Source organism: Aurantiacibacter hainanensis (assembly GCF_036321025.1).
Classification (GTDB): Bacteria; Pseudomonadota; Alphaproteobacteria; order Sphingomonadales; family Sphingomonadaceae; genus Alteraurantiacibacter; species Alteraurantiacibacter hainanensis.
Window position 1 is genome coordinate 535,664 of sequence record NZ_JAZAPB010000002.1, and the last position, 25,537, is coordinate 561,200.

The 25,537-nt window shown below is 57.7% G+C and carries 25 protein-coding genes, 1 tRNA gene and 2 pseudogenes; 18 read left to right on the top strand and 10 right to left on the bottom strand.

The window, feature by feature from the left end; all coding sequences use genetic code 11:
* Positions 1-53 precede the first annotated feature (53 nt).
* Together AAA989_RS10025 and AAA989_RS10030 are read right to left on the bottom strand one after the other, a co-directional pair.
* Positions 54-1,082, bottom strand: a complete 1,029-nt coding sequence (locus AAA989_RS10025) for a mannose-1-phosphate guanylyltransferase (RefSeq protein ID WP_338243160.1) — start codon at positions 1,080-1,082, stop codon at positions 54-56.
* The gene (locus tag AAA989_RS10030; protein ID WP_338243162.1) at positions 1,079-1,897 is read right to left on the bottom strand and encodes a class I mannose-6-phosphate isomerase; all 819 of its coding nucleotides are present in this window, start codon (positions 1,895-1,897) and stop codon (positions 1,079-1,081) included. Before AAA989_RS10030 ends, AAA989_RS10025 begins: the two co-directional genes overlap by 4 nt.
* A gap of 662 nt (positions 1,898-2,559) precedes the next feature.
* On the opposite strand from AAA989_RS10030, the gene AAA989_RS10035 reads away from it, so the two are divergent.
* From AAA989_RS10035 to AAA989_RS10065, 7 genes are all read left to right on the top strand, one after another.
* The gene (locus tag AAA989_RS10035) at positions 2,560-3,546 is read left to right on the top strand and encodes a transposase (protein ID WP_338243164.1); all 987 of its coding nucleotides are present in this window, start codon (positions 2,560-2,562) and stop codon (positions 3,544-3,546) included.
* Positions 3,543-4,442, top strand: coding sequence for an IS1595 family transposase (locus tag AAA989_RS10040; RefSeq protein ID WP_338243165.1), 900 nt, complete (start codon positions 3,543-3,545; stop codon positions 4,440-4,442). The genes AAA989_RS10035 and AAA989_RS10040 overlap by 4 nt, the downstream gene beginning before the upstream one ends.
* A 409-nt stretch (positions 4,443-4,851) precedes the next feature.
* Positions 4,852-5,367 carry a helix-turn-helix transcriptional regulator gene (locus AAA989_RS10045; protein ID WP_338243167.1) on the top strand — a complete coding sequence of 172 codons (516 nt, stop codon included), beginning with the start codon at positions 4,852-4,854 and terminating at the stop codon, positions 5,365-5,367.
* Between the two features lie 64 nt (positions 5,368-5,431).
* A complete protein-coding gene (locus tag AAA989_RS10050) occupies positions 5,432-5,758 on the top strand; it encodes a hypothetical protein (RefSeq protein ID WP_338243168.1) in 327 nt (108 codons plus the stop codon).
* Positions 5,759-5,800: 42 nt separating this feature from the next.
* Positions 5,801-6,283, top strand: coding sequence for a hypothetical protein (locus tag AAA989_RS10055; protein WP_338243169.1), 483 nt, complete (start codon positions 5,801-5,803; stop codon positions 6,281-6,283).
* A gap of 62 nt (positions 6,284-6,345) precedes the next feature.
* Positions 6,346-6,840, top strand: coding sequence for a JAB domain-containing protein (locus AAA989_RS10060; protein ID WP_338243171.1), 495 nt, complete (start codon positions 6,346-6,348; stop codon positions 6,838-6,840).
* 62 nt (positions 6,841-6,902) lie between these two features.
* Positions 6,903-7,394: a hypothetical protein gene (locus AAA989_RS10065; RefSeq protein ID WP_338243174.1), complete on the top strand. Its 492-nt coding sequence runs from the start codon at positions 6,903-6,905 to the stop codon at positions 7,392-7,394.
* Positions 7,395-8,625: 1,231 nt separating this feature from the next.
* Here the strand turns inward: AAA989_RS10065 and AAA989_RS10070 are convergent.
* The gene (locus tag AAA989_RS10070; RefSeq protein WP_338243176.1) at positions 8,626-9,114 is read right to left on the bottom strand and encodes a hypothetical protein; all 489 of its coding nucleotides are present in this window, start codon (positions 9,112-9,114) and stop codon (positions 8,626-8,628) included.
* Positions 9,115-9,898: 784 nt separating this feature from the next.
* On the opposite strand from AAA989_RS10070, the gene AAA989_RS10075 reads away from it, so the two are divergent.
* From AAA989_RS10075 to AAA989_RS10100, 6 genes and pseudogenes are all read left to right on the top strand, one after another.
* Positions 9,899-10,567 (top strand): tyrosine-type recombinase/integrase, encoded by a 669-nt coding sequence (locus tag AAA989_RS10075; RefSeq protein ID WP_338243178.1) that lies wholly within the window; start codon positions 9,899-9,901, stop codon positions 10,565-10,567.
* Complete coding sequence (locus tag AAA989_RS10080; RefSeq protein ID WP_338243180.1) at positions 10,564-11,682, top strand: hypothetical protein; 1,119 nt, start codon at positions 10,564-10,566, stop codon at positions 11,680-11,682. The genes AAA989_RS10075 and AAA989_RS10080 overlap by 4 nt, the downstream gene beginning before the upstream one ends.
* A 190-nt stretch (positions 11,683-11,872) precedes the next feature.
* On the top strand, positions 11,873-12,988 hold the full coding sequence (locus AAA989_RS10085) for a tyrosine-type recombinase/integrase (RefSeq protein ID WP_338243182.1): 1,116 nt from the start codon (positions 11,873-11,875) through the stop codon (positions 12,986-12,988).
* 296 nt (positions 12,989-13,284) lie between these two features.
* Positions 13,285-13,590: pseudogene (locus AAA989_RS10090) on the top strand (conjugal transfer protein TraD).
* Positions 13,568-13,831, top strand: coding sequence for a conjugal transfer protein TraD (locus AAA989_RS10095; protein WP_338243183.1), 264 nt, complete (start codon positions 13,568-13,570; stop codon positions 13,829-13,831). Before AAA989_RS10090 ends, AAA989_RS10095 begins: the two are co-directional and overlap by 23 nt.
* A gap of 163 nt (positions 13,832-13,994) precedes the next feature.
* Positions 13,995-14,873 carry a hypothetical protein gene (locus AAA989_RS10100; RefSeq protein WP_338243184.1) on the top strand — a complete coding sequence of 293 codons (879 nt, stop codon included), beginning with the start codon at positions 13,995-13,997 and terminating at the stop codon, positions 14,871-14,873.
* An 89-nt stretch (positions 14,874-14,962) separates the two neighbouring features.
* Here the strand turns inward: AAA989_RS10100 and AAA989_RS10105 are convergent, their stop codons facing one another.
* Complete coding sequence (locus tag AAA989_RS10105) at positions 14,963-16,360, bottom strand: class I SAM-dependent methyltransferase (protein ID WP_338243185.1); 1,398 nt, start codon at positions 16,358-16,360, stop codon at positions 14,963-14,965.
* Between the two features lie 75 nt (positions 16,361-16,435).
* On the opposite strand from AAA989_RS10105, the gene AAA989_RS10110 reads away from it, so the two are divergent.
* Complete coding sequence (locus AAA989_RS10110; RefSeq protein ID WP_338243188.1) at positions 16,436-17,896, top strand: oligosaccharide flippase family protein; 1,461 nt, start codon at positions 16,436-16,438, stop codon at positions 17,894-17,896.
* A gap of 40 nt (positions 17,897-17,936) precedes the next feature.
* On the opposite strand, the gene AAA989_RS10115 is transcribed toward AAA989_RS10110, so the two are convergent.
* Both AAA989_RS10115 and AAA989_RS10120 read right to left on the bottom strand, forming a co-directional pair.
* Positions 17,937-19,154, bottom strand: coding sequence for a glycosyltransferase (locus AAA989_RS10115; protein WP_338243190.1), 1,218 nt, complete (start codon positions 19,152-19,154; stop codon positions 17,937-17,939).
* 275 nt (positions 19,155-19,429) lie between these two features.
* Positions 19,430-20,431: a glycosyltransferase family 4 protein gene (locus tag AAA989_RS10120; protein WP_338243192.1), complete on the bottom strand. Its 1,002-nt coding sequence runs from the start codon at positions 20,429-20,431 to the stop codon at positions 19,430-19,432.
* Between the two features lie 554 nt (positions 20,432-20,985).
* On the opposite strand from AAA989_RS10120, the gene AAA989_RS10125 reads away from it, so the two are divergent.
* Positions 20,986-21,192, top strand: coding sequence for a helix-turn-helix transcriptional regulator (locus AAA989_RS10125; RefSeq protein WP_338243194.1), 207 nt, complete (start codon positions 20,986-20,988; stop codon positions 21,190-21,192).
* Here AAA989_RS10125 and AAA989_RS10130 read toward each other — a convergent pair.
* Complete coding sequence (locus tag AAA989_RS10130; RefSeq protein ID WP_338245497.1) at positions 21,137-21,469, bottom strand: hypothetical protein; 333 nt, start codon at positions 21,467-21,469, stop codon at positions 21,137-21,139. The genes AAA989_RS10125 and AAA989_RS10130 overlap by 56 nt on opposite strands.
* A gap of 12 nt (positions 21,470-21,481) precedes the next feature.
* Positions 21,482-22,573 (bottom strand): annotated as a pseudogene (locus tag AAA989_RS10135) (mechanosensitive ion channel family protein).
* 867 nt (positions 22,574-23,440) lie between these two features.
* On the opposite strand from AAA989_RS10135, the gene AAA989_RS10140 reads away from it, so the two are divergent.
* Positions 23,441-23,716, top strand: a complete 276-nt coding sequence (locus tag AAA989_RS10140; RefSeq protein ID WP_338243196.1) for a hypothetical protein — start codon at positions 23,441-23,443, stop codon at positions 23,714-23,716.
* Here AAA989_RS10140 and AAA989_RS16420 read toward each other — a convergent pair.
* The gene (locus AAA989_RS16420) at positions 23,612-24,004 is read right to left on the bottom strand and encodes a PIN-like domain-containing protein (protein WP_353527010.1); all 393 of its coding nucleotides are present in this window, start codon (positions 24,002-24,004) and stop codon (positions 23,612-23,614) included. The two genes, AAA989_RS10140 and AAA989_RS16420, sit on opposite strands and share 105 nt — an antisense overlap.
* Before the next feature lie 9 nt (positions 24,005-24,013).
* Positions 24,014-24,685, bottom strand: a complete 672-nt coding sequence (locus AAA989_RS10145) for a MerR family transcriptional regulator (protein ID WP_338243198.1) — start codon at positions 24,683-24,685, stop codon at positions 24,014-24,016.
* Between the two features lie 198 nt (positions 24,686-24,883).
* Here AAA989_RS10145 and AAA989_RS10150 point away from each other — a divergent pair.
* Both AAA989_RS10150 and AAA989_RS10155 read left to right on the top strand, forming a co-directional pair.
* Positions 24,884-24,957: transfer RNA gene (locus AAA989_RS10150), tRNA-Gly, on the top strand.
* A 23-nt stretch (positions 24,958-24,980) separates the two neighbouring features.
* Entirely contained in the window at positions 24,981-25,529 is a 549-nt protein-coding gene (locus tag AAA989_RS10155) for a hypothetical protein (RefSeq protein ID WP_338243200.1), read from the top strand.
* Positions 25,530-25,537: the final 8 nt, after the last annotated feature.

The window sequence follows — 25,537 nt, forward strand, 5'->3', positions numbered from 1 at the left end:
ACCTGGTCGATCGGGTCGCGCCTCACGAAAAATGGCCCGTTAGATGGATCAATTCACTGGTCCAGCGCACCAGCAAGCTTTCCGACCTTTTGCGCGCCCTCGATGCTGGTGACGACAATCTCATCGCCGTCGACCACCACGACCACATCCTCAAGGCCTATGATCGAGACCCGCGGCCCATCACTGTCGACATAGACATTGGCGCAGTCGACAAGCTCAGCGCGGCCGCGCGCGGCGTTGCCCGCCGCGTCCCGGGGACATTCGTCGAACAGCGCCTTCCAGTTGCCGATATCGGACCAGCCCATGTCGGCGACTACAGTCGCGGCCCGCCGGGTCTTTTCCATCACCGCGTAGTCGATTGACTCACCGTCAATACTGCAGAAGGCGGCGGCGGCGGGATGGAACAGAGCGTCTTCCTCGCGTCCCTCGGCGACTGCCCGCCTCACGCCCTCAGCGATATCAGGCCTCCAGGTCTCGAGTTCCTCGAGATAAGTACCGGCCCGGAAAACGAAGATGCCGCCGTTCCAGTAGAACGTCCCTTCAGCGAGGAACAACCGAGCGCGCTCGAGGTCCGGCTTTTCGACGAACCGGCGGATAGCGTAGCCGCAGGAGAGCTTGTCGCCGCGCTCGATATAGCCAAACCCTGTCTCGGGCGTGGTCGGCGAAATTCCCAGAGCGACGAGATGCCGAGATTGTGCGAGAGCCGCGGCGTCCGCCACGGCACTCGTAAATGCGGACGTGTCGCGAATATGATGATCGCTGGGGCAGACCAGCATGACCGTATCGGCGGGCAGCCGGGCGGCCGCAAGGGCAATCGCGGGCGCGGTGTTCCGAGCTTCGGGTTCAACGATGATCTGCCCGCCAGCCGGCAGGCTTTCGCGGATGTGAGCGATATGAGGCTTGCCAGCAACGACAATTGGCGGCGCAAACATCTCCGGGTCTTCGCATCTCGCGAGCGTTGCATCGAACAAGGTCTGCTCCCCCACCAGGGGTAGAAAAGGCTTGGGCTTCGTCTTGCGGCTGCGGGGCCAGAGACGCGTGCCGCTCCCGCCGCACATGATAACGGGTACGATCGATTTCACATTTCGTCCTCTATGCGGTGGGGCGCAGCGACCAGACAGACCGCGCCATCGGGAATGCCAACCTCGTCGAGGGCCCCGGCCATGGCGCATTCGCCCGGGACCACGTCCTCGCCGGAAACCTCGACGGTTCCGGCGCGCGGGATAACGAGCACGGCGTCGCGGTAGGCCGGGTGCAGGTCCTCGTGCGGCGAGCCGGCGAGCTGGTCGAGCCGAAAATGGGGACCCTCGACAAGCGTCATGCTCACCTCGGTCGGTACCCGCCGGCGCAAAGCGGGGTCGAACCTTTTGCCCGACGCCACGCGCAAGCCCTCGTCGAGATGCAATTCGCGCGGTCTGCCGTAGTCGTAAAGCCGGTAGGTCACGTTCGAGTTCTGCTGGATTTCGACGATCGACAGGCCCGCTCCGATCGCGTGTACGGTGTTCGCCGGAAGGTAGAAAAAGTCGCCCGGGGCCACCTCATGCCACGCCAGCAGCTCTTCAATCGTGCCGTCGAGCGCAGCGCGGCGCATCGTATCTTTATCGATGTCCTTCTTAAACCCGATCCCCAGCTGCGCGCCTTCATCCGCATCGATGACGAGCCAGCACTCGTCCTTGCCGTTTGTCCCGTGCCCTGCGGCGTTTGCCTGCGCGTCATCGGGGTGACACTGGACCGAAAGCTTTTCGCTCGTGAAGATGTACTTCACCAGGAGGTCGGGCAGCGCATCTTGCGGGTCGAACCAGATCTCGCCGATACGCTTTCCGGGAACGGATGCAAACGGTGGCGGAAGACTATCGAGGCCCCAGACCTTGTCGACGAGGACGGGTTTCAGCCGCATGACTCTAGTCTCGCGCAGCACGGACAAAAAGGGAATGGTGCCTGTCGCCAGGTCCGGCGCCTATCACCGCATAACGTATCACATTACGTCCCTGACCTTGCAGCTGAACAATGGCACCGCATTGCAGCGCGGCCGAGAGGTTGCAACCAAGAACATGAGGAAAGGCACAGTGCCTGAGTGTCAGCGAATGATGAAGGGAAGGGCTCGACCTGCCACCTCATCTGCGGGTGCTGGTGAGGTGCTGCCCGCGCGGCGCGGTCGCTCCCGTGCCGTCTGCGGTTGCAAGCATGAATGCCTCGCGCCGGGACGCCCGGGTTCCCGAAATGCTTCTCGCCCTAGGAGGGGAAGGGGGAAGGCACAGGAACCGCCTGCCGGTGCGTGGGTCTGAGCGGCTGCGAGCGGGCAGGTGTTCCCCCGCGGCCCGCAGCCTAGGTATCACGGCTTTCCGATAACACCGGTTGTCGCCCTGCCGTTTCTCGTTCGGTCCCGCGATTGGATAAGCTGGCCCGCGGCAGTGTCGACTTCGCCGGAGACTTGCGATCGCTCGCAATCGACCAATGGGTGCTTGTCGATCGTCGGCAGCGCGCGGGCTCGCAGCCTGCATCGTGTTGCGGGGCGCAAACCGCTTGACCCGCAAACCGTGACGGTGTCCTTTCCCTCGTGTGGCTGCCTTGTTCGACCTTGGATATCCGGCGAGCGAATACAAATCGCACCGGCCCAGCTACCGCGGCACCAGCTTGCAAACCTTTCATGCCCGGTTTCCCGATGAAGAGGCGTGTATCGCCCATGTCTTCAAAGTCCGCTATGGGCTCTCCCCCACTTGCCCGAAATGCGGCCGCGCCGGTCGCTGGTATCGCATTGCAGGAACCAAACGTTTCCAGCACCCGTGTGGGCAAGGCATCTGGCCGCTTACAGGAACCCTGTTCGAGCGATCAAATATCCCGCTGCAGCTCTGGTTCTACGCCTTGCTGCACTTCGCCAATTCCACCTACGGCGTACCCAGCACGTTTCTGGGACGTCACATTGGCCTTAGCACCAAGGCGGCTTTTCGGATGGTCGATCGCATTCGCACCCACATGGCCGCACTTGATTTCGAGCGCCGCGTGGGAAGTGCAGGCAACCCCGTCGAGGTTCGCATCGAATATCTGGCCGGCATTCGCACCGCGGGATATCCGGTGCGCGGAAGTGCAAAGGCGGTCATTCTAGGCGATGCCCACAGCGTCCAGGCCACCTTGATCGGTCGGGCCCGCCGTCACGTGCTGTCGCAAATTATCCGCGACAAGTGCACGCCAGGTGTCATCCCGGTCACGAGCTGCGCCTACACCCACAGTGTACTTGGCGAGTTCGGGACGAGAACCCCGGGCGCCGGGTTCGTTCGTGACCCCATCAAGACAGGCGCGGGGACCAATCCGATCCGCAGTTTCCTGATCTACCTGAAGCGACCCATGCACGAGACCTATCGCCGGGTCGACTATGCCAATCTCTGGAAGTACCTCAAGGAGTTCGAATTCAGCTTCAATCGGCGCACACGTTCGCACGAGATTTTCGATGATCTCGTCGCCCGTTTCCCGGACATATCACCCGGGCGAAGCGCACTGCTTGAAGCATGGTCATCGCGGGCTGCGCCTACCCGGCGAACACAAGCGTGACCTATACGGGAACCACTATCACAGAATTCTTCGATCGGTTTCCCGACGAGCAGGCGTGCCTTGCCCATATCTTTGAAACACGGTTCGGAGACCATTCGCCCTGCCCGCGCTGCGGCGGGACCGGCGGATGGGCGCTCATCGGGGGGACGAAAAAGTACTTCCACCGATGCAGGCGACATATCTCCATTCTCGAGGATACGCCTTTCTACCGCTCCAATCTTTCTCTGATGGCCTGGTTCTACGCTCTTCTCTTATTTTGTAATTCCTCGACAGGCATGCGCTCCAGCTTCCTGCGACGTCAGCTCGGTATCGGTGTCAAGAGCGCACACCGCATGTGCAATATTGTCAGGACCCACATGGCAGCCTTCGAGCCGGCGCGGCGCCTTGGCGGAGAAGGCAAGCTTGTCCATATCGATGAAGCGCTCGTCAGCCATGTTGCCAATGGATGCCGCCAGTCGCCACATATCGTGATGGGAATCGAGTGCGAGGGCGAGGTTATCTGCGGCATGTTACAGGACCGCACCATGCGAACCGTAACCGCAGCAATTGCCAAATTTGTGCGACCGGGCTCGACGCTGGTGACCGACTGCCATCTCGCTTACAGTTCACTCGCTCGGGAAGGCTGGGAACATATCTCGATCAATCACGCCCGCGCCTTCCACAACTTCGCCGGGATGACTAACAATCCGATCGAGGTTGACTGGAGCGTGCTCAAGCGGACTTTGCGGCTCTATGGAAGGTTTTCGCCCGACAACCTATGGCTCTACCTCGCCGAGATACAGTTTCGCTATAACCGTCGACGGGCCGTCAAGTCGCCGTTCCTCGAACTCGTCGGCTCCTTCCCCGGCCACGGTCCAGAAGAGCTGCTGCAGCGCAAAGATTGCTTCCATTGGTGATTTGGAGGCGGCGCTACGTGATCGAGCCTCGCCATGGTCTTGGCGAATTTGAGCGATGCGTGTCGCCCCACAGGCCGGGGCTATGCCGGTTGGTTCGCAATTCGGAAAGAAAGGGCGGCTTCAAGGAACTGGATTAAAAGGAACCTGGCAAGTATATCTGCAGCCCGGGAATTGACGGGACAATTCATGAGACAGCAGGAATGCGTGCGACATTGCTTGTCGCTACCGGAAAAAGCCGCACTCAAAACGCGGATGCAAGAGCTTCTCGCGGACCTTGAACTCGCACAGGAGGGCCTTGCTGCCGCACGTCTTTCCAGCGCGCTCGACGCACTCGAGATGGACGACTAGCTCGCAAGGGCGCAGGATCCGAAGCTGGCAAGCATGTGCGTGCTCGGCTATAGCTCAGGGCATGTCACAAACCCGCATGACCCTTATCTCTCTGACCGAGAAACAACGCGAAGTAATGGCGTTCCTGGGCGAGGGGCGCACCGGCAAGGAGATTGCCGGCGCGCTGGGGATATCGGAATCGGCCGTTATCCAGCGTATCGAGAAAGTCCGGGCTAAGTTCGACGGGGCAACCCGGCACGAACTGGGACGGATCTGGCGTGAACACGCCCCGGAGGATGATCAGGACATCTGTAAGGCTTTTACAGGCAAAAGTTTTCAGCTTCCGCCTGGTGCCATCCATCCCGAAACAACCGGCAAGGACACGGCGGTGACGCATGTCGAGTTCATGGACTCAGCCTACTTTGAGGCTCAACCTCCATGGCAAGACACGTCGGAACCGCGGATCGTCCCCGAGGTGCTCGACGGTGAGAACGCCTCGACTTTTCGCTGGCTGTATGCGGTGGCTGCCGCGCTGGGGATCGCTTGCTTGCTGCTCGTGCTCCTTGCGGTGTCTCATTCGGTAAGCGAACTGATCTAGTTCTCTCCGCCTCCCACAGGATCGCACTGCCTGGTTCGAGAGCGCCGGGCGGAGGAGAACTAAGATGCTTACCTTTGAAGCCGCTTCGCAGCGGATCGCCGCCGATCTCGAACAGGCAGAGATCCTGGCCAACGAATTGCAACGGGCGATTGCCCGGTTGCAGCTCAGCATGATGAACCTGCGCCTCGATACCGATATCGCTCCATATGAAGGGCAGGCCTCGGTCATCCGCGTCCAGGAGGCGCAGTCAAAGGCGGTCGCCCTGCAGAGCGACCTGCTCAAGGCCCACAAAGGTCTGCGCTCCGACTTTACCCGCATCACTATGGTTCCTGACGATCGTGACCGTTGTCCGGCCGAGCCGTTCACGACCGGCGCCCGGGACGCTGCCTGACGGTGCTTGACGATTGGGGCTTTCCCCGGTGGAGAGAAGTCCATGTGGGAAGCCCTTTTCGTCGAATACCGCTCTTACGTGCAATCGGGCGTCTTCGTTGCGCTGGCAGCCTACGCTCTGTTGCGGGGGGACATGCCCGAAAAGCTGGCTGCGTCGGTTTTCGTGGGTGCTGTCCTACTTGATAACGTCTATCACGCCGCATTTCCAGACGGCAGCACCTACGACAGCATCAACATCGGCCATCTCGTTCTCGATTGCCTCATGCTTGTTGCGCTCGCGTACCTGGGTCTACGCGCAAACAGGATTTATCCGCTATGGTTGCTGGCAGCTCAGCTCATATCCACGGCGATGCACCTCCACCGTGCCTTCGTTCCGGAGATTCACCCCTTCGCCTATTGGGCACTGACGCGCGTACCGTCGTATTTGCAGATGTTCGTGCTGCTCGCAGGAATCGCGGCGCACCATCGCCGAACTCGGCGCGGGATGGTGGTGAGACCCTGGCGCGTCAACTCGAAGCGATCCTAGGAAATGGTGGGAGGGCGGCCGCTGAGGTCCTGATCGCACGCTTCGGCTCCATCGGAAGGGTGATGGCGGCATCGCGTGAAGCCCTTGCAACAACGCTGGGTCCTGACCATCCTGCTATTGACGCCATTGCTGCTGCCAAGGCCCTTGTTCATCTGGGTTTCCAGGAACAACTGATCGGGGCGCCCGTCGATCGCGGCGATCCGCGGCTCCATGCCTATTTGCGTGCCAAGCTCCTGCATCCAAGTCAGGAGTGTCTGTTCGCGATTTTCATGGATAGGGGCGGGCGCTACCTCGGCGGCGAAATCGCTTCCATCGGGGATGCAAATCGTCTCCAGGTCAGCGTTCGCAGCATTGTTCACCGTGCGCTCGACACCGAGGCATCGGCCATCCTGCTCGCCCACAATCATCCTTCAGGTGACTGCAACCCAAGCCCGCGGGATATTACCGAGACGCGTCGGCTTGCTTCCATCCTTGCTGCCATCGATCTTGCACTCGTCGATCACCTTATCGTGAGCAGCAACGGGGTTTTCAGTCTCGAGAAAGGCAAACAACTGTGACACAAGAGACGGAACGGCACCAGGCAGGCCGGCTGCGAGCAGCCGCTCACGAAATGCTTGCCTTGGCGGACGAACTCGAGGGCGGTTATCGCATCCGCGCGTCGAAACTCACCATAACGGAGACGGCGACGCGAAGCGCGCTCATGGCCCAGGCTGCCAAGTGGGTGCAGGTTCGCGGAAGCCGCGAAGCGATTTTCGGGACCGGTCTCTTCGCAGAGCCAGCCTGGGACATGCTCCTTTTCCTTTTCCTCAAGGCTGGAGAGCAAAAGCGTGTGCTCAAGACCGCGGTGACCAACGCCTCTGGCGTCTCCCACAGCACTGCACTGCGCTATCTGAGCTTGCTGGAAAAGGAGGGGCTGGTGCAGGTGGAAAAGACCCAGCGCGACAATCGCGCCCAGCTCGTGTCGCTCACCCCGGGCGGGCTGCTGAAGATATCGGCCTGCATTGCTCGCTCGCTGCGAAAAGAGCGTTACGATCTGGACGCCCTTGCCGATGCTCTCCCGACCAAAGGCAAGGAGCCGCTATCAAGTCTGTCCCGAGCGGCGGCCAGCTGACGTAGAATCAATTGCTGGGTCTGGCGCAGGGGAGTGACGCCAGATCCTCTTGGGTGAGACTGACCCCGATCGTTTTCATCACCGCGCCGAGCTTGACCAGGGCTAAGGAATTGCAGCTGTAGTGAACTTCCACGTCGGAGCCGCACGGCGATGCCGTGCATATTGCAGGGCCGCAATACGCCTGCGAGATAAGAAAGCCGAAGGGCGCTCCGGCAACGAACTTGGCAGCGGCCGTTTCCACGGCACCGGCCTCGAGCAATAGCTCGAGATCTGAACTATCGTGTTCATATCCCAGCAGCGTGCTGACCTCACGCGGAGCCGACTGCATGAGGATGGCTAACTTCCGCAGACAGTCGACTTCCTCTCGTACACCTTGGGCTGCAGCACACAGTCTCAGCCACGATACGAGGCAGTCGCGCCAGGCGTCGGTGTCGAGTGGGCCTGACAACAGGTCAGGAACCGAAGGGAGGAAGTACATCCATTCCCGAGGTATCGATCCGTCCAGCTGTCATGTCAAATGCCTACGATCACCGAACTCAGGTGCCGAGGAAGCCCCCCAGCGATGGGTAGCGTATCGGATCAGACAAGCATCGGTGAGCGGTCAGTGGACGATAATGGACGATCTGGCCAGGAAGGCTCGCATTCGTCCAAGTCCAGCAAGCGCAGCCGGTGGGGGCCGGGTCACAATCCGTGACCGGGCCAGTATGGTGCTTCCCCCGGGCGGGTGGGCGAGCGGAAGCGAGACATCACGCGCCGAGCGAGAGCTCACCAAGACGGTGACCTTCCAGGTAGTGGTCGACCATTTCCCGGTCTGCGTGAACGAGAATGTAGCCCGAAGGATGGATACCCCTCCTTGCGCGGCGATAACCTCGATAAAGCCAGAAGCATCGACGCAGTCGGTAGATCGGACCCCGCGAACTCATCCTATGCCCTCCGTGTGACTGAACCAACAATACGAATCTCGAATCACCCGAGGTCTTTGCTCCCTCGGCACTGTGATCCGAAGGGTGCGTGACCTTCACCGCATGTAAGGGTTCAATTTATCACACGTTCTCGCCAGGGGAAGACAAGAAATGCTGCACATGCGAACACTCTGATGGGAGTGTGGCCTCGCCAGAACCTCGAGGCCTGCGTGACCCGGCCCACGGCCCGGCCGAGCGGTTGCGGAGCGCTGGCGACGAGCGGACAAAGCGGAGAGCGATGATCGAAGAAGTCTTCGAAAGGGGCCGTATCAGTCAACGCTCGAGGGTTCGGCAAAGCGTGGCGGCCATTCATACAGGCCGCTGGCCTTGAATGCCGTCCACTCGGGATCCCGGTCGTCTTCGACGAGGCAGGGGAGGATCGGAGTATGGTCGCCGGCGGGGTCTACGTCGAAGAATTCGTGCATCCAGCCTCCGGGCCTGAAGAGATAGATATCGATCGTGCCGTCATCGGCGATGTTGAACGAGAGCCGCTTCTCGCCCCGAAGGATGACATCGACGAGCGTCCACCCGGGCCGCGGCAGGATGCATTCGGCAATCTTTGTTTCTGATCGCCGCGCCATGCAGCGGAACCTGTCGGGGGAACTGGTGACGAGGAGCGGAGGAAGGTCGATGCGGACCTCTGCGCGGGAGGTGCCTTGGGCGCGCGGGATGCTCACACCGCGTTGCTCGGCGAGTTCCTGGATGGCAAAGTGGATGGCCTGGATGCGTGCGATCTTGGCCGCGAAATTCGCGTTCATGGGGTTTCCTTGGGGATGCTGGACGCAGCCACGGACGTCCCACCGGGAGGTCGAGGCGGCGAAATGGGAGGGGGGGCTGAGCCTTCATCTTGAAAGCGCTCGGAGTATAGGCGAAATTCCCGGAATTGTCAAGTAAATACCTGATTGGACTCCAGAATTTCCGCCTTAAGGGTGGCGGGCAGTCCGGCCGGCGCGCGAAACCGGGTCCGGGCTTTTGGGGTCGCGAAAAGGAGGGGGCAACTGGGGTTCTCTGCAGGCTTGGCGAGATGTGAGAATACGGGCGAAATTATGCGAGAAAAGAAGGGCTGGTCTAAGAGGCTGAATTTATTGGGCAAAAAGTTGCAGTGATGCGAGAGAATAAGGGTATTCTCGCTTCATTCCGCGATATGTCTCAAACTGGCTTGGCGCGGACCTGGGGTAGGGAATTTTCGAATCCCGCGCCTGTCGGGACGCGAACGACCCAGCGTGATTCGTAAAAGGCGACCCTCAATTCTCGCTCCAAGGACGATGACCGGGCCTTTACGGGCGCGAAATACCGTTCCGTTCTGGTACACTTCTGATGCCTCTACGGACTCGCCGCAGTTCTGACTATCTATCGAAAAAATCAAATTGGCGTGCAGTGCATTTACTTATTAAGGAGAAGTAATAAAAGTATAGAAAATAAGTAAAACACAAAAAATTAACGTTAACGTGGCATTGAAAATACGAATATATCTCTGGGTACTTGCCTTCGACAGTTGTGACGAACACTCTTGGGTTCTCATCAACTATCAAAGGAGGCGAAATGAAAAATTCATCCCAAAGGTTCTACCGCGCCATGCAGCATGCGATGGCTGCAGGTGTCGGGCAGCCGGGAATCCGCAAGCGGATCCCGGGCAAGCAGGCGCCGCTGCTCACAGGACGCGATATCAAGCAAGTCGAGAAGTTCATCCTCGAGCACAAGGGCGCCCCTTATGCCGATCTACTGAAATTCAGGCTCACTCTTTATGCCGGCCTGCGATGCAGGGAAGTCGCACTGCTGTCGATCGCCGATATCGTTGAGCCTGACGGAACGATATCCAAGGTGGTCCGCGTCCGGAGGGAAGTCGGGAAAGGCCGAAAGGAACGCTCGATCCCGATGCACCCCAAGCTTACCGAAGCGGTTGCAAAGTTCCGGGAAGTCCACCCTAATATGGATTACGTAGCGTTCTCGCAGCAGTGGTATACCCCCAGCCGGCAATCACCCTCCGTCCTAGCCAGCTATTTCTATCATCTTTACAAGGACGCAGGGCTTCCCACCCATTCCAGCCATTCCGGCCGCAGGACGTTCATCACGAATCTCGCGAGGAAGGTGGGGAAGGGCTACACCTTGCGTGACGTCCAACTGCTCGCTGGCCATGCCCGTCTCGAGACAACGCAGCGGTATATCGAGCAAAGCGAGAACCTCGCGGGGCTGGTGGAGATGCTGAAATGAGCGCCCGCTGCGATTTCGACTTCCGCGAGTATCTTGGACATGGCCAGTTCTCGAGCCTGGATCCGAATGACCACGGGACGGTAACGGTAGGTGCGAGTGCATCAGCGCAGGGCCTTGCCCTCGTCGCGCTGCCCGAAGGCCAGTTGCTTTCGAACAACCTCCGCAGCTACGCCAACATCGTCATCGGACCGATCGAGGATGACTGGGAGCACATCGCCCGCCTCATCGACCTGTCGCCAAGCGTCCTGCAGCCGCCTGGCGTTGGTAAGCTTCTTTTGCGCCAGGGCAGCACTGATAGGTCGCTCAACAAAAAGCGGATCGAGAATCAGCTGGTCGCCACCTACGGCGAAGCCGTCGAGATCGTCGATACCGACGCAATCTCGGACTGGGTGACGGTGACGAAGCCTCGTATCGCTTCGCCGGACATACCTCAGGAATGCGAATGGTCACGGCCAATCCTCATGGCGGCTGCAGAGGCAGCTCTGTACGCCGAACATCGGTTCCCGGCCAGGCCGCGCCATTTCATTGTGCCTAGGACCGGTGGTTCTCGCCCGCAATCAAGAGCGTTGGAAGAATCCGAGTCCGCCGAAGACGAAGGCGATATCCTCGAGGCTGACGCGTTTTCACCACCGCAAGACGGCGAAAGGCGTTCTGCGACGGCTATCAGTTACACGAGGCCATTCTTGCATATCGTGACGGTTACGCGAGGAGACGACGGCAGGATCGTCATCGACCCTGCACACACCGGCCATTTCGAGTTCGATTGTCGTGAGGCCTCCTCCTTGCGCCAGCTGCAGTCAGATTTGATTGATCTGCTTCGAGACTGGAAGTTGACGCAGATCGGGCTGCGCTCGGGGCCGTTCATCGGACAGTATCGGCTGCATGCGCTGGCCTACAAGATCGAGGGAGCCCTGCAGCTGATCGAGGGGGTGGAAACGAAGCTTTACCCGCTTGGCTTGATTCACGGCTTTGTCCGAAAATATGATCGCGCATTGCCCGACGCGTTTGAGAACGACATGGGCAGCGTGTGGCGCAAGGGTCAGGCCGAGGCAATCAAGACGGCAGCATATTCGCTCGCGCGGGCGGAAGAAGACGCCGAAGAGGATCTGTCATGACGCCCGCCAGGAGGAATTACCCGCGTAAGGTGGATATTATCCGCGCAGTGAGGGCGGCGAGGGAAAGCGGACTTCCGATAAAGGGTCTGGAGTGTCGGCCGGACGGGGTAACTCGCCTTCTCCCCGAACAGTCGCCAGACCCTGATCACGCTTCGTCAGAGTTTGACAATTGGGATGCCGCAGGTCGCTTATGATCAAGGGTGTTCACTACGTAGCGGTTCGCAAACCTAGCCGGTCAACTGTCTGGTATGTCTATGCCTGGCGGGGTGGCCCGCAGATCAAGCGCGTGGAAGGTCGCAATAAACCGCGGCTCACTCGGGACGACGTCGACTTGCTCAAGGCGGCGCTAGACAGCCAAACGAGCGTCGATCCGACGATCTTGAGGTCGCTCATCCGCGAATGGAGATCGCAGGATCCCGAGCGCCCGTCGAGCCCCGAATGGGAGGCCTTGGCTGCCAGCACGAAGAAGACTTGGGGTTCGGCACTCGACAGAATCGACGAGAAGTGGGGCGACGTTCCCTTGGCCGTCTGGAACGATCCCAGGATGGTCGCCAAGGTTGTCGCTTGGCGAGACAGCCGGGCATCTACGGCCCGTGCAGCCGATATTGGCGTCTCCACCTTGCGCGCCCTGCTCGAATTCGGAAGGCTTCGCGGCCGGGTGAGCATCAATGTGGCAAACGGAATTCCGGCCCTGTACAAAAACGGCCAGCGCTCCGAGATCATCTGGACTGAAGAGGACATGCTCCGCTTCTCCGCATCAGCGGAAGAGCTTGGCCGGCCGCATATCGTCGATGGACTCCGCCTTGCAGCTCTGACTGGCCTACGCCGGGCTGACTTGGTCTCTCTCGAATGGGATCATGTCGGAGAAACCGCGATCAAGAAGCGGGCGCTCAAGTCGAGCCGAAAGAAACGTCAGTATATCACCGTGCCCCTGGTCCCGGAACTCAAGGATCTCCTTGCTGAACTCCGAACGCGTACGCGGCAGCAAGGCGTAAAGACAGTGCTGGTGAATAGCTTTGGGGAGTCATGGTCGGCCGACGGATTTGGCGGCTCTTTCAATCGCGTTCGCGATCACGCCAAAATCGTCCATTCCGATCTGGATACGGGTGAAGAGCGAGCTAAGCATCTGCATGATGTCCGAGGGACCTTTTGTACCAAGCTGCTCACCGAACACGGACTGACCGATGACGAGGCGGCAGGCGTCATGGGATGGTCTGTGGCGAAAGTGTCCTCGATCCGCCGTGTCTACGTCGATGACAGCGCCCTAATTCACTCACTCGCGAGCCGAATGGCTAGTCGAGGCTGATCGATTGCTTTTTCCGCCCTAATCTCGGCCATTCCCGCGCTGATCGCGTAGTTCCGAAAGCGGTCGGCCATTTCTTTGGCTGGACTGGTCTGACCCCTTCGTGTTTCAGCCAGCGCAGCCTTCCCGCGCTTGATTGTTACGAACACCATACTTACGTCGGCACGCCGTATAAGCGCGCCCTCTCATGATAAAATCCTGATCGAGCCCAGGCGGTATCACACTGTCCCGGCGACCTTACTGAATTGGATTGCAAGCACGATTATCATGCCTCCATCAAACCAACGATGGAGACACACATGCGCAAACCCCGCGACTTCGATTCGGAACTCAAGGCCCTTGCCGACAAGGCGAAGCAATAGAAGGAGCGCCGCGTGCGCGACCTCGGTACGCTGGTAACCGCAACCGGAGCGGATGCGCTCGATGCTGATGTGTTGGCGGGAGCGCTACTCAATGCGGCTGCCAACACCGACAAGGCAACCGGGGAGGGCTGGCGCAATCGCGGCGCGGCCTTCTTTCAGGGCAAACAACGCGACACTGCGGGCGGACCTGGCAGTCAGCCGGAAGGCACTTTACCGCCCGATGGCGGCGCGGCATCGACTTGAGGCGGTAAAGGCGAGAACCGACATCCGCGAATGGCAGGTCAAACGCCGCGAACGGACCCGGCAATTGATCGAGCTGGGTGGCCTGGTTGCCAAGGCCGATCTGGTCGAGCTGACCGACGATGATCGCGCCGTGCTATACGGTGCATTCCTCACGGTTGCCGCCAAGTTGCGCGGGCCGGATGGCGCACAAGCATTATTGCTGTTCCGGCGCAAGGGGAAGCGGGCGTTCGAGGCGGAGTGACTCTAGCCTACTTAGACCTGGAGCACATATCGATTGTTCGGTTCCAAAAATGCTCTGGTGATCCAATCTTCGGACATGTTGCGCCAGGTGCCAACCGAAGCTTAGTTGCAGTCTCCAATTAGGTGTGAGAATTCGTTCGCGCGATGTACCGAGGAGGGGCGATATGCTGGGGAGACTGGTTCACAAGTTCGACGAGATGGCATTGCGCATTTCGCGGGACCGAATGTCGGCTTTGAATCAGCAAATGCAGGCCAATATTCTGCAAAGTTATCGTGCGGCCTTTCTCCAGGGACAACCGCCAATCGAGAGACTGACCGATGCAGGATTTCGCTGCTATTCAGAGTATGAGGAAGATGGAATAATTCTCTATCTTCTAGCAGCGGTAGGCTTCAAAACCCGAACGGTCGTTGAACTGTGTTGCGGCAACGGGTCCGAATGTATGGCCGCAAATCTCATCATCAATCACGGTTTCAAAGGCTATCTGTTCGACGGGGCAAAGGCAAATGTTGCCAAGGCTCGCAGCTTCTACCGCAAGCAAAAAGAGTGTCGTTTCATGACACCCGAGATTTGCCAAGCCTGGATTACGCGTGACAATATCAACCAACTATTGGCAAATGCGGGCGCGACGGGCGAGATCGATCTTCTGTCCTTGGACATGGACGGAAACGACTACTACATCTGGGAAGCGATTGACGTTATCAGTCCGAGAGTTTGTGTATTCGAAACACACAACGTCATTCCAGGCGATCTGTCACTCACCATCCCGTATGACGAAACATTCTTCGCTTGGAACAAGAAGGGCGCCGAGGTTGATTTTCGCAGCGTTTCTCTCGCCGCGATGCAGAAGCTTTCAACCGCGAAGGGTTACACGATGGTCGGCGGTCACAAACATGGCTTCAACGTCTTTTTCGTGCGCAACGATCTCATGAATTCGCATCTCAAATCTGCGACGATCAATGAGGTGCACGACAATGAGGGGACGCGCATGGCGCAAGCAACGCGTTGGGAGGCGTTAAAGGGGATGCCTTGGGTAGAAGTATAAAGCTTAGCGCATAGTCGCCAATGTCATCTGCATGGATCACAATTCTTCTGCTACGACATCTACATCACCGCGACATGAATACAGCAAGCTCATTTTTGTAGAAGAAAAATGGTCCTTGTTGTTGGATGAGAAGGTAAGAGCTCAATATTCTTGAAATAGCGAGATGCAGTCTCGGCGGCGATGTTTTTGCTGTAATTCTCAGCGTTCCAATGTTTGATGTGAGGGAAGTAGCCTGGATTGCCGGCAACTAGTTCATCCTCGAGCTCAATGAACTCGACTATTGATCCGTCATTGCAATTTGCAAAGAGTAGAGAGAATATTGAATCAAATGACCGATTTTCGCCTAGTGTCAAATGATGGATTAATCCAAGCATCATGATCACATCTGGTTTATGCCTATCGAGGAGTGAACTAAAATAGGCATTCTCTTCGCAAGGTTCTCCGCTAAGTCCTGTACGCAAGTCGAGGTCTGCCCACTCGCATTTGGCTACGGAAATGGGTAGGTTTTGCATGCGGACTGTATTAAAAAAAGAGTTTAAAGATGGTTCATCCACATCTGTAGCAACCACAGTATAGCCGTTGTTGGCCGCCAGCTTGGAGAACCAGCCTGTGTTGGCTCCGATATCAATTAGCGATCCCGCATTGAAATGCAGCAATGCTCTAAGAACGCTATGCTGTTTGTTCTTCCATGCGTCGCTCGGATCAAGTCCGAACTCTTCACCTTTTTGATCGTAGTAGAGTGCGTATCCTAGATTGTCTTCGAGCCCAATCTGGCCGACGATATTTGCCAAACGGGCATAACATACCGGCGGGGCCTTACTAACGGCGGCGACATATTGCGCGATTCGATAGAGCAGTTTTGGCAGGCGGTGGGGCGCGCAAGCAAGCACCAGATCCCTCAACTCATACCGTCGCGCCTGCATCCGACAGGCATGTGAACGAAGTATCTTGCGGGCGAAGTCCGCCATGTCTGCTTCGTATGCGAGCAGAGGTAGAAGGAAATAGTGCTCGAACATGTCACGAATGATCCTTTTCCGCAGCGAAGCGGGATCATTGGAGTGCTGTCCGAGCCATTCCTCGTCGGCCAAGTCTTCGATGCGCACCAAGGAAAGGAAATCCACGAAGCGCGGCTGCCCGTTTTCGAACACGATGTTTTCCGGCAGGCAATCTTTCAGCGTCAGCTCAAGCGTGTCGAGTTCTTTCAGCAATTTCAGATGGAACAATGCGGCGACCTGCAGTGCAGTCGAAGGCCATTCGTAAGGAAATGTGATCGGATAAAGAGGATGTTGGAGAACCAGTTCGCTGCCATCTTCCTTGATTGCGGTCGGAGCAAAACCTCTCGCTACCAGGTCGTGGCGTTCGAAAAGTTCCAATAGTTCCCTTGCTCGATCCCGATACTCTGGTGCGATCCGGCGTAGCACCTTATCATCATGTACCGAGACTTTGCCTCGGTTGTCGAAACCCGGCAGATCGAGTTTTCCAGTCATCTAACCTCCCTTTGTGCTGGCCGCTCAAGCGCACTACCCTACCAACTCAGATTTAAAAACGGAGCAAACTGAACTGTGCGCAGCCAAATCCGCTTCCTTGGGGCTTCTGCGTGGAACGTGGGCGGTGTGACCGTCAGCCATATCATTGCTCTGGCGATGATCGCGTATTTGGCGCGACATCTTGACGCTCGCGATTTCGGGTATGTTGCGATTGCCATGCTGGCGGTCGAGATGAGCCGGGATTTCATGCTTGGTGGTGTTCCCGATTATCTGGTTAGGGAGAGACAATGGCACGAAGCCTTCTCTCGCAGCGCATTCGTATTCCAGATCCTTATCGGCCTGTGCCTTGCATTGGCCGTGGCAGGCATAGGTTACAGCCTGTCTGTGCTGGGAGAAGAAGAAATCGGGCAGGCAATGATGCTGGTGTCCGTCATCTTCCCGATCGAGGCTGCAGGGGCCGTGTCTCAGGCTCGATTGCGGTTTGATCAGCGGTTCCGGCACATTGGCACAGTGCAAGTTTTTGGAGCACTGGCGATGGCAATTGTTGCAGCCTTCTCGCTGAACCTTGGATATGGATTTCTCGCGATCGCACACGGCAGAATCGCATCTGCGCTGGTAACGACAGGTGCCTATCTCGCAATGGCGGGCTGGCGCCCTGGTTTCGTGTGGAATTTCGCTCCAATCTTCGCGCAGTGGCGGGTTCTTTCGAGCATCGTAGGAACGCGCTTTCTGGGGGTTCTCAATGTCAAGGTTTCGGACCTAATCATTGGAGTCATCGGCGGAGCGGCACTCCTGGGAGCGTTCCAGCTCGCTTCGCGCCTGTTGCAATCATTTCTCCAGGCCTTGCTCGCACCAGTACAGACCGTGATGCTTTCCAGTTTGCGCGAGCAGGAATCACCAGATGAAGTACGTGAGTGGATAATCGAAGCGTTTCCACTTCTTGCCTTTATCATTTTTCCAATTGCAATTGGCGCGATGGTCGTTTCGCCAGAGATTGTGAAAATCCTTTTCGGCGAAGGCTGGAACGAACTCATTCTACCTTCCGCAATCCTGATGTTTGCTCTTATTCCGGCATCGCTCAACTACCTGGTGTATCCTGTCGCAGTCCGCTTCGACAAAGCGCATGTGGCTTTCGGGCTTACGGGTTTCCTTACCGTCACAGGCAGTTGCTTGTTTATACTTGTTTCGCATTTGGGCCTCGTGGCTGTGTCGGTCGCGTTTGTTGCCCGGACACTGCTCGGATCGTTGGTCAGTTTACGATTGTTCAAAACCAGGTTCGGCATTCCGATTAGGCCGTTCCTCACAGCTTGTATCTACCCGGGAATCGGAGCGGCCGCGGTGGCACTCCTGGTTTTTCTGGCCAGGAGCAATTTGGCGATCCAATCTCAAGTGGTCGCACTCGGCATCTATGTCGTCATTGGTGCGACCGGATATGCGCTGGTCGTCGCCGTGCCTGCACTTCGCGTTTGGCGCGAGATTGCAGCAAGCCGCCGTCGAAAGTCATCTGGTGTCACCGGAGAAGTGGCAACGCGCTGAGAGTTTTGTCGACTAGAGTGACGAAAGAGGCTGGCCAATTTCAACGCATTTTGATGGCCACCGCGGCAATGATCCTGTCGGAAATCTGTCGCGCAATCGAGAACCAGTCATACTTGTGAGCCAGCGCACGTGCCGCAATCCGGCGCTCGTCGAGATCGGATGATTGCGCAAGTGCAACTATCGCCTTGGGCATGTCGGGGATGCTGCTGATCGTAAGCACTTTGCCAGAATGATCATCTATACCTCTCGCACCGAATGCGGTCGTTACGATAGGGAATCCGGCAGCGCAGTACTCGAACATCTTGATGTTGCTTCCGCTGCCATTCTCCATAGGGTTGATGGCAATGTCGGCCGCCGCGAACCAAGGGGCAAGGTCATCAACCATTCCGGTAATGATCACGTTTTCCGGATTGTGACCCGTTGGGAGGCTTGCTCCTACTCCGCCAACAATCAGAAACGTAATTCGCGGATTTTGTCGTGCCATGCTGAGGACGTGATGCGCCGCCTCGACATTCGGGGTCCAGCGTGCCCCTAGAAACAGCGCTACGACCTTGTCTTCCAGGCCCAGCTTCTTCTTGGCCTGCAGGCGTTCCTCTGCTGAAATTGGCAACACCGTGCCCAGATCGACACCGTTCGGTGCGATGCTAACCTTTTCTGGTTCTACGTTGAACCGGCTGATTGCTGCATCGCGGTCTGCCGCTGAGCAGGTAAAAACCAGGTCTGCTCGCGACATGCAATCATGCTCGATTTCCTGAACGCAACGAGCAGCCTTGCCTGCCAACCCGCTTCGTCTGAGTAGATGGGCATAAATGTCCGTTTCGATGTTGTGGGCATCGAGAACGACCAGATGGTCGGCGCGCAGCCAGGGCCTGGCCAAAGCGAACAAATAGGGATGTTCGAAGAGGATTACCTCGTGTTCGGCTATCGCTGCGGCGATCTGCCTGGCCGGGCGGAAAGCTCGCGGAAGCTGTGTCGCGGCAGTCTGCGCGGTACCCAATCGTCGCAAGAAACGATTCCCGAGCAAGATAAAGGGATTGAAGTAGACTTCCTCCCGATAATTTGGCGCAATCTGACAGCCGTGCATCCGCAAAAGGTCGATGGCGCCCTGACGGACAGTCGCACCGCTGATCTGCAGTACTTTCCAGCCAAGCCGTGCGTATCCACTGTTTAGGTTATGAATGCGTTTGGTTCCCCCACTTTGGGGTGGGTTCGAACTGAAGGGGCTCAGCGTAAGTAGTCGTTTTTCAGCAAGTGGCATTTCATCATACCGAGTATTGTGGGTGACAAACCTTGTTAATGCTGATCGCTTGCTCCTTCGCCACAAAACTGACCGACAGTTGGTCTCGAACGTGCGACGACAACATCGTGAGCGCAACGGAAACATTAATCATGGTTGGGGGCAATCCTGAGAGGCAGATTGTGGTTACGGGCGTGAACTGGTCTGGATGCATGAGATTGTAGAAAACACAGGCGTGCTCGAACGCGAGAGTTACAGGCGCAATCGGTCGCTATGAGGGCATGCAGCTGAGCAGCCTAACTCGCGCCGACAGTCAGTTTCAGTACCTCCTCAATGCCGTCCACCCACATTTTCTCGTCAAAATTCTCGACCGCTCGCTTCCGCGCAGCAAGCTGCTTGGCCTGCAACTCTTCGGGCTTCTTCCAGATAGCAAGAAGTTTGTTGGCAATGCTGCGTGGATCGTCGTCTGACACTGCAATGCCAGCCTCTTGTGGTCCTACCACTTCGGCAACCGCTCCACTTTCGCTGCACACAACTGGCAATCCGCAAGCCATTGCTTCGGCCGCTGCATAGCCGAAGCCTTCGAGCCGAGAGGGGAAAAGAAGGAAATCGGAACTACGGTATGCCTCTCGAAGTGCCTCCCCGCTTACTCGCCCGAGTATGTCTCCCGCAGGCATCACAAGTCCCTTTTCCGGGGCAGAGCCTATGCAAGTAAAATGGCACTCATCTCCCAGTTCCTCAACGATTTGGCTGATAAGGTCGAAGGCTTTTCGCCGACTGGGCTTGCCGACAAAAAGCAGTCGTATCGGACGATCGGCCGTGGGTATGGGCTTTGGTACTCCGGGCGAAAAGAATTGTGTATCGACCCCATTGAGCACGGTGCGGACGGGGACGTCAGCCAAGTAAGTGCGAATGGCCGCTGCGGTTGTATTACTCACCGCTACAACCGTTGCGGACTTTCGCAGAGCGGCAAGTTCCATGGGTTTGACAACGAGGCGGTGATACAGCGTTTGGGCTGATGACTTGAAAGGAGCAAGTTTCGGATCGTGCACAACATGGTGTACGATTGTGACCAATGGTACGTTTCCGGCGAACGCGGCTGCCGTCCAACTATTGGCTATCGTAACATCAGTCCCGCTGCGTGGGCGAACAGGTGCGAGCCATGGGATGTACTGATAATGATGCGAAACGATATCTAGGTCGACCGAGTGGCCCCGCTCTTCTAGGCCGCGAGCCAAGCTTGTCGCATAGACCTCAGCACCAGTGCCGGTTTCGATTGTAGGCATCCAGACCCGCATGACTTCCAATCATAACGGTTTGGATGACATCGGCGCAACCGGGAGGTCTACATATTTACCGCTTCTATGAAGAAGCAGACGGTCCGTACCTTCTTCTGGTGTTGCGGTTTCCGGGTATTCGTACTGAGGGAGAACTGGATGCATCCCGCAGGTCGGGGAGGTTCGGCATGCCCTGGATACTGGCATGGGGCTCAACCTCTTAGCTTTCGGGGCAGCGTTTGATCTTCGAGGCCAGCGGCCGCGAAATCCTCCGACGATTCGCAAATCAAAATGATTCGCGATTGGATTTCGTTTCCGGTGGCGCGGCAACGCGTCGATGGCGGCGCATATCCGCGCGCTCCCGCTGCAAAATCGTGTCGGCCGAAAAGATCATCAGAACCGAAAGCGGTTGAGCGAGATTGTCCGCAAAACTCTCAAATCGTCCAAACAAGTTGCATATCCCGCAAATGATTGAAGATTTCGCCGAATTCCAACTCAGACTGACCCTTGATCTGCGCCGAAAAGTTCTCATTATGTTCCCTTGAGGGCCGCGAGTGCCAAAGTGAGAACGCCCTATGCCCAATACAGAACGCATCATCCGCCTTAAGACCGTACTCGACCGCACCGGCCTTTCTAGCTCCACCGTCTATCGCAAGATCGCTGAGGGCACGTTTCCGTCACAGGTCAAGATCAGCATCCACGGTGCGGGCTGGCATGAGTCCGCAATCAATCGCTGGATAGCCGATTCCGCTCACTATCGTGAAGAGGAACCGGCGGAATGAGCGGCCACCGTGAGGACGTTCGCGGCAAGTCTCGTTCGGATGCGCCCGAGCGAAGATATAGGGTCTGCGTTGGATAGGCGATGCTGAGACCTGCCTTCTCGATACGTTCGAAGATCTGCATGAGCAGGTCCTGCCGGACTGCGAGACTCTCGTTGTAATCAGCCACTTCAATATAGGCGAACACCTCGATATCCAGCGAACTAGGACCGAAATCGGCTAGCTTCGCGCGGCGAGGATCCTCAGCGACCAGTGAATGTTCGGTCAGAATGTTCTCTATGAGGTCGACGCCTTAACGCAACTCGGCTGCCGAAATTCCGTATTCCAGGCCAATCACCGGGTTGAACAGAAAGCAGTCTCGTTTGAAGTAGTTCTCGATCTGCAGCGATGAGAAATCTCCATTCGGGATCGTCACGATCGTGCGATCAAGCGTGCGGATGCGCGTTCAGCGCATGCCAAAATCCTCGACCGTTCCAAGGACCTCGCCGACGCGGCAGAAATCACACACCTCGATTGGCCGGTCCGCGACCACCATAACGCTGCCCACCAGGTTCTCTATAGTCTTTTGCGCACCGAGCGCGAGGGCAAGACCGCCGATGTCAACGGCGGCGAGCCCGGTGGTGATATTGATGCCAACGGTATCAAGAATGGCGACGCCTGCTATCGCCGCGATCAGCAGTTTGACAGCTCGGCGGGCAAGGATGACGGCAGAAGACGCCTGGCGGCGTTCGCGGGCATTCAGTTTGTTCGTAAGCTTGCCCGCGACAGCGTCGACCAGCCTGATGGCGAACCACGCCAGTGCGACCCAGGCTATGATACCGATGTAGCGGAGCAAAACTTGGCGAGCGACGATCGCTACCGGTGCCTCGCTTCCCCAAACCCTAAAAGTAATGGCGGCCAGCAAGAGCGCGAACGGGGGCAAGGCCGCGTGCAGGAAGCCGAAAACACCGCTCGCTTCGGGATCGGTGACTATCTGGCGCATGACCCAACGGATTGCCGCAGACAGGAGCCAGAAGACGAGAAAGGCTGCGGCTAACAGGACGAGAAGTATCGTCCAGTCTCCGAGTGGTCCGCCGGCGAGAACAAGTCCGCCGGTCGGGGCGGCCTGCATGAGCTGGTCGGCCCTTTTTTCCAGTTCAGCGATCGTTTGCTCCGACACCCTCCACGCAGTCTGCTCGCTGCCTGGTGCTGCTTCCTCGCCAGGCTCTGCGTCCGGCTCGGCCCGCGAAAGCAGGATCGGCACTTCGCCGCCCGCAAGCGTGCCAACTCGCTCAAGATTAGGTGCAAGCCCGTCCTGCAGTGTTCCTTCCGAGTTGTTCGACAGTTCGGCGAACGGCACAAGTTCACCACCGGAATCCAGCGAGGCCTGAAGCGCCCGGGCCATTGTCGCTCCGCGGAGACTCCTTCGAGCGCGAAGTAGTTACCCGCGGATTCGTAATCCTGCTCCACCAAGGCGCGGATAAGAGCCGTCACCGCCGAACGCGGAGTTACTCGACCGAAGGGATGGACAGGCGCGGCCGTGGTCTCCTCTTGTTCGGGAACAGGCTGTTGGGCCCTGACCTCCTTAGGTAAGGCAATCAGGATCCCCAGAAGAAGAAGGATGGGGTGAGGCAACGCATGGAGTCCCTAAGAGCGCCATTAGCTTCAGGACTCAAGCGCACGCGGGTTTCGGCGTCTTCAAAAACATGGAGACAGGTGAGCCCGGCGAACTACCCGGCATGAGCCGTGCCTGTTCTGTCGGCAGACAGGGCTGGCAGGATAATCGACCAGGATTGCCAGCTTCCACCAAGGCCATGAACCAGAAACAGCTCTTGTCGCTGTCCTGCGATGTGCGCCCTGAATGACGGAGCCATCACGAGTTCCTCCTCTCGCTGAGCCAACGGTCCCAAAGACGGCCGGGTCCATCATTTTTTCGGCGTGGGCGATCGCTCCTGTCTTCGAGCGATCCGGCGATCGAAAAAGGACAACAAGTCCAGCGAGGACGGTTGATCCATGCCAAGAGTGCTGTTCTGGCAACAATGTCACCTGCGAAAGGCGGCTTCCACTTCTTCAGGGAGCCAAAGCGGACAGACAGCTTACGGCCCAACTGCCGACATTGAGACTTCGTTGACCGAAAACATGGAACGTCCAAAACTCATTGACCGAACTGTTGGAACACTTCAGAGACGGATTTCGAGGGCTCGGGTGTAAAACGCACTGTAAAATGTGTTCTTATATCGCTGCCAAGTGATTGAAATGCGGGTGTAGCTCAATGGTAGAGCAGCAGCTTCCCAAGCTTATCGAAGCATTGAAATCATTGAGAATTCTGTCCCAAAGTATTCCAACATCGGCCTACTTTATGCGGTTTGTTGGAAGACTTTTTGTTCTGGGTGACGCTCAAGCAGTTCTTCTGACCATGTTGAAGGCGCGATGGCCCAAATGCTCACAGGGCTTCGAGCTTCTCGCCAGTCGCGCGTATTCCGAAACAGCCACTATCGACCGTCTCAGAAGTGCTGACCAGCTTCGGCCATACGTACAAGATGCGTGAGGCTTTTCGTTCAAAAGGCCACTTCATGACTGCTGGCTGGGGGAAGAAGCCGACCAGTCTCGATCGCAAGAACAATTCGCGAGATGGCCGTTTGCTGGCAATACGCCTGTCGCCTGAAAGGACGCACCAGCTTCCTTCGGAAGCCAACTTCTCGATCCAAACTTCGTCCGCCAGACTTCCGGTTTGGAACTTATCTCGCATGTGTACGACTAAATGATCTCCCTTAAAGAGCTCTGCGAGGCCTCGTCCGAGCTTTGGCGGAAGATTGTTGTCGATGAGCAATTTCACCGTGTGGCCTTAGCTATTCAGGCTCTTCTCGTAGGCGACGGCATCCCGAACGCTGCTTAGGCTGACTTCGAAAAGTCGCGCGACTGCGGCGGCGGAGCCTTCTGCCTCCACAGCTTGAGCAAGAATGGCAGTCGCAACACCGTGCTGGCTTTCGATTGGATGCCCGAAGGACCGGTTTGGATCAGCAACAATCGATTTCTTTCCGGGGACGAGCCACCAGCGTTCTGCACCATCAGGACCGAATTCTAGATCCTTGAGGGATGGCTCAACGACCCTTTTGAACACACCCTGGCTGTGCTTGAGATCGATAAGGTGAGGCTCATCTAGGTCTTTCGTGATTTCCAGGAAGATAGTCTTGCCATCCGTCTTGAATTCTTGCGTCGAGAAAGGACGCTCATCACCGATGATATTTCGGGCGCGTTCGACACATGCTCGAATTGTTTGCAGCCCGATCCCTTGTTTCCTCAATGCGTTTACAATGCGAGCTTCGACCAAATCTCGGAAGCCGAGAAACAAGCCTTCGTCACTCGGCTCATACTGAGGATGCCAGAGGCTAGGCTCACTTTTCCCGTCATGGTCGTAGCCCAAAAGCCACCGGCGGAGTGTTATCGGGCGCATCCCGATCATTCGGGCTGCCTCCGGCGGGGTGTACACACCAATTCCAAGAGTTTGGGCGGTCATACGCCTCTATAACCACAGTCCTTTAAGAAGCGACAAACGAAAAAAATCATCACCGGGACAGGTGCCGTCGAACGACGCCTGAATTGCTGGACAAGGGCTAGCTAAGTGGTAACAGCACGGGCTTGTTGGAATTGTTGGATGGAAGATGTTGGAAGGTTTCAATATCAACCAAATTTAATCCATAAAAATCAACAATTTGCGGGTGTAGCTCAATGGTAGAGCAGCAGCTTCCCAAGCTGACGACGAGGGTTCGATTCCCTTCACCCGCTCCAGCTTTCGTATATGTCGAGAGCCGATGCCTGCCTTTTTTCTCACCTTCGTAGCCGTCGCAGCCGCCATGCTGGCGGGGCGCGATGCGGTGCGGGTTGCGCGCTTGCGGGCTGCGCTGGGATGGAAGGCGCCGCTGTTCGCCACCGCGGCGCTGGCGGCGCTGGCGGGCGGGGGCTTGGCCGCTTGGATCGCGGGCGAGCTCGCGCCTCTCATTCCATCGGCGCTGAAGCCTATCGTCGTGGCCGTGGCGCTGGGGCTCGCCGGGATCGAGGTGCTGCTGCGCGCTGCGCCCGAAAAGCCGAAGGAGCCGACCCGCTCCATGGGCGCGATCACGCTGGTCCTGTTGCTGGGCATGGTGACCGATGCGAGCGGCTTCACCATCCTTTCGCTTGCCATCGCGACCGGAGAGCCGTTGCTGGCAGCGCTCGGCGGCGCATCCGGCGCGCTGCTTGTCCTGGTTACGGCCATTCTCGTGGGCGAAGACTGGCTCCAGCTGCCGCTCCGGGCGCTGCGCAGGATCGTGGGGGCAGGATTGATCCTGGCGGCTCTCGCAATCGCAATCTACTCTCAATAGCAACTATG

Bases quoted from the DNA above. Each gene is read 5' to 3' on its own strand.
- AAA989_RS10030 (WP_338243162.1), bottom strand. From the start codon at position 1,897: ATGCGGCTGAAACCCGTCCTCGTCGACAAGGTCTGGGGCCTCGATAGT.
- AAA989_RS10045 (WP_338243167.1), top strand. From the start codon at position 4,852: ATGTCACAAACCCGCATGACCCTTATCTCTCTGACCGAGAAACAACGC.
- AAA989_RS10050 (WP_338243168.1), top strand. From the start codon at position 5,432: ATGCTTACCTTTGAAGCCGCTTCGCAGCGGATCGCCGCCGATCTCGAA.
- AAA989_RS10055 (WP_338243169.1), top strand. From the start codon at position 5,801: ATGTGGGAAGCCCTTTTCGTCGAATACCGCTCTTACGTGCAATCGGGC.
- AAA989_RS10060 (WP_338243171.1), top strand. From the start codon at position 6,346: ATGGCGGCATCGCGTGAAGCCCTTGCAACAACGCTGGGTCCTGACCAT.
- AAA989_RS10070 (WP_338243176.1), bottom strand. From the start codon at position 9,114: ATGAACGCGAATTTCGCGGCCAAGATCGCACGCATCCAGGCCATCCAC.
- AAA989_RS10075 (WP_338243178.1), top strand. From the start codon at position 9,899: ATGAAAAATTCATCCCAAAGGTTCTACCGCGCCATGCAGCATGCGATG.
- AAA989_RS10080 (WP_338243180.1), top strand. From the start codon at position 10,564: ATGAGCGCCCGCTGCGATTTCGACTTCCGCGAGTATCTTGGACATGGC.
- AAA989_RS10085 (WP_338243182.1), top strand. From the start codon at position 11,873: ATGATCAAGGGTGTTCACTACGTAGCGGTTCGCAAACCTAGCCGGTCA.
- AAA989_RS10095 (WP_338243183.1), top strand. From the start codon at position 13,568: ATGGCGGCGCGGCATCGACTTGAGGCGGTAAAGGCGAGAACCGACATC.
- AAA989_RS10100 (WP_338243184.1), top strand. From the start codon at position 13,995: ATGCTGGGGAGACTGGTTCACAAGTTCGACGAGATGGCATTGCGCATT.
- AAA989_RS10105 (WP_338243185.1), bottom strand. From the start codon at position 16,360: ATGACTGGAAAACTCGATCTGCCGGGTTTCGACAACCGAGGCAAAGTC.
- AAA989_RS10115 (WP_338243190.1), bottom strand. From the start codon at position 19,154: ATGCCACTTGCTGAAAAACGACTACTTACGCTGAGCCCCTTCAGTTCG.
- AAA989_RS10120 (WP_338243192.1), bottom strand. From the start codon at position 20,431: ATGCGGGTCTGGATGCCTACAATCGAAACCGGCACTGGTGCTGAGGTC.
- AAA989_RS10125 (WP_338243194.1), top strand. From the start codon at position 20,986: ATGCCCAATACAGAACGCATCATCCGCCTTAAGACCGTACTCGACCGC.
- AAA989_RS10140 (WP_338243196.1), top strand. From the start codon at position 23,441: ATGGTAGAGCAGCAGCTTCCCAAGCTTATCGAAGCATTGAAATCATTG.
- AAA989_RS10145 (WP_338243198.1), bottom strand. From the start codon at position 24,685: ATGACCGCCCAAACTCTTGGAATTGGTGTGTACACCCCGCCGGAGGCA.
- AAA989_RS10155 (WP_338243200.1), top strand. From the start codon at position 24,981: ATGCCTGCCTTTTTTCTCACCTTCGTAGCCGTCGCAGCCGCCATGCTG.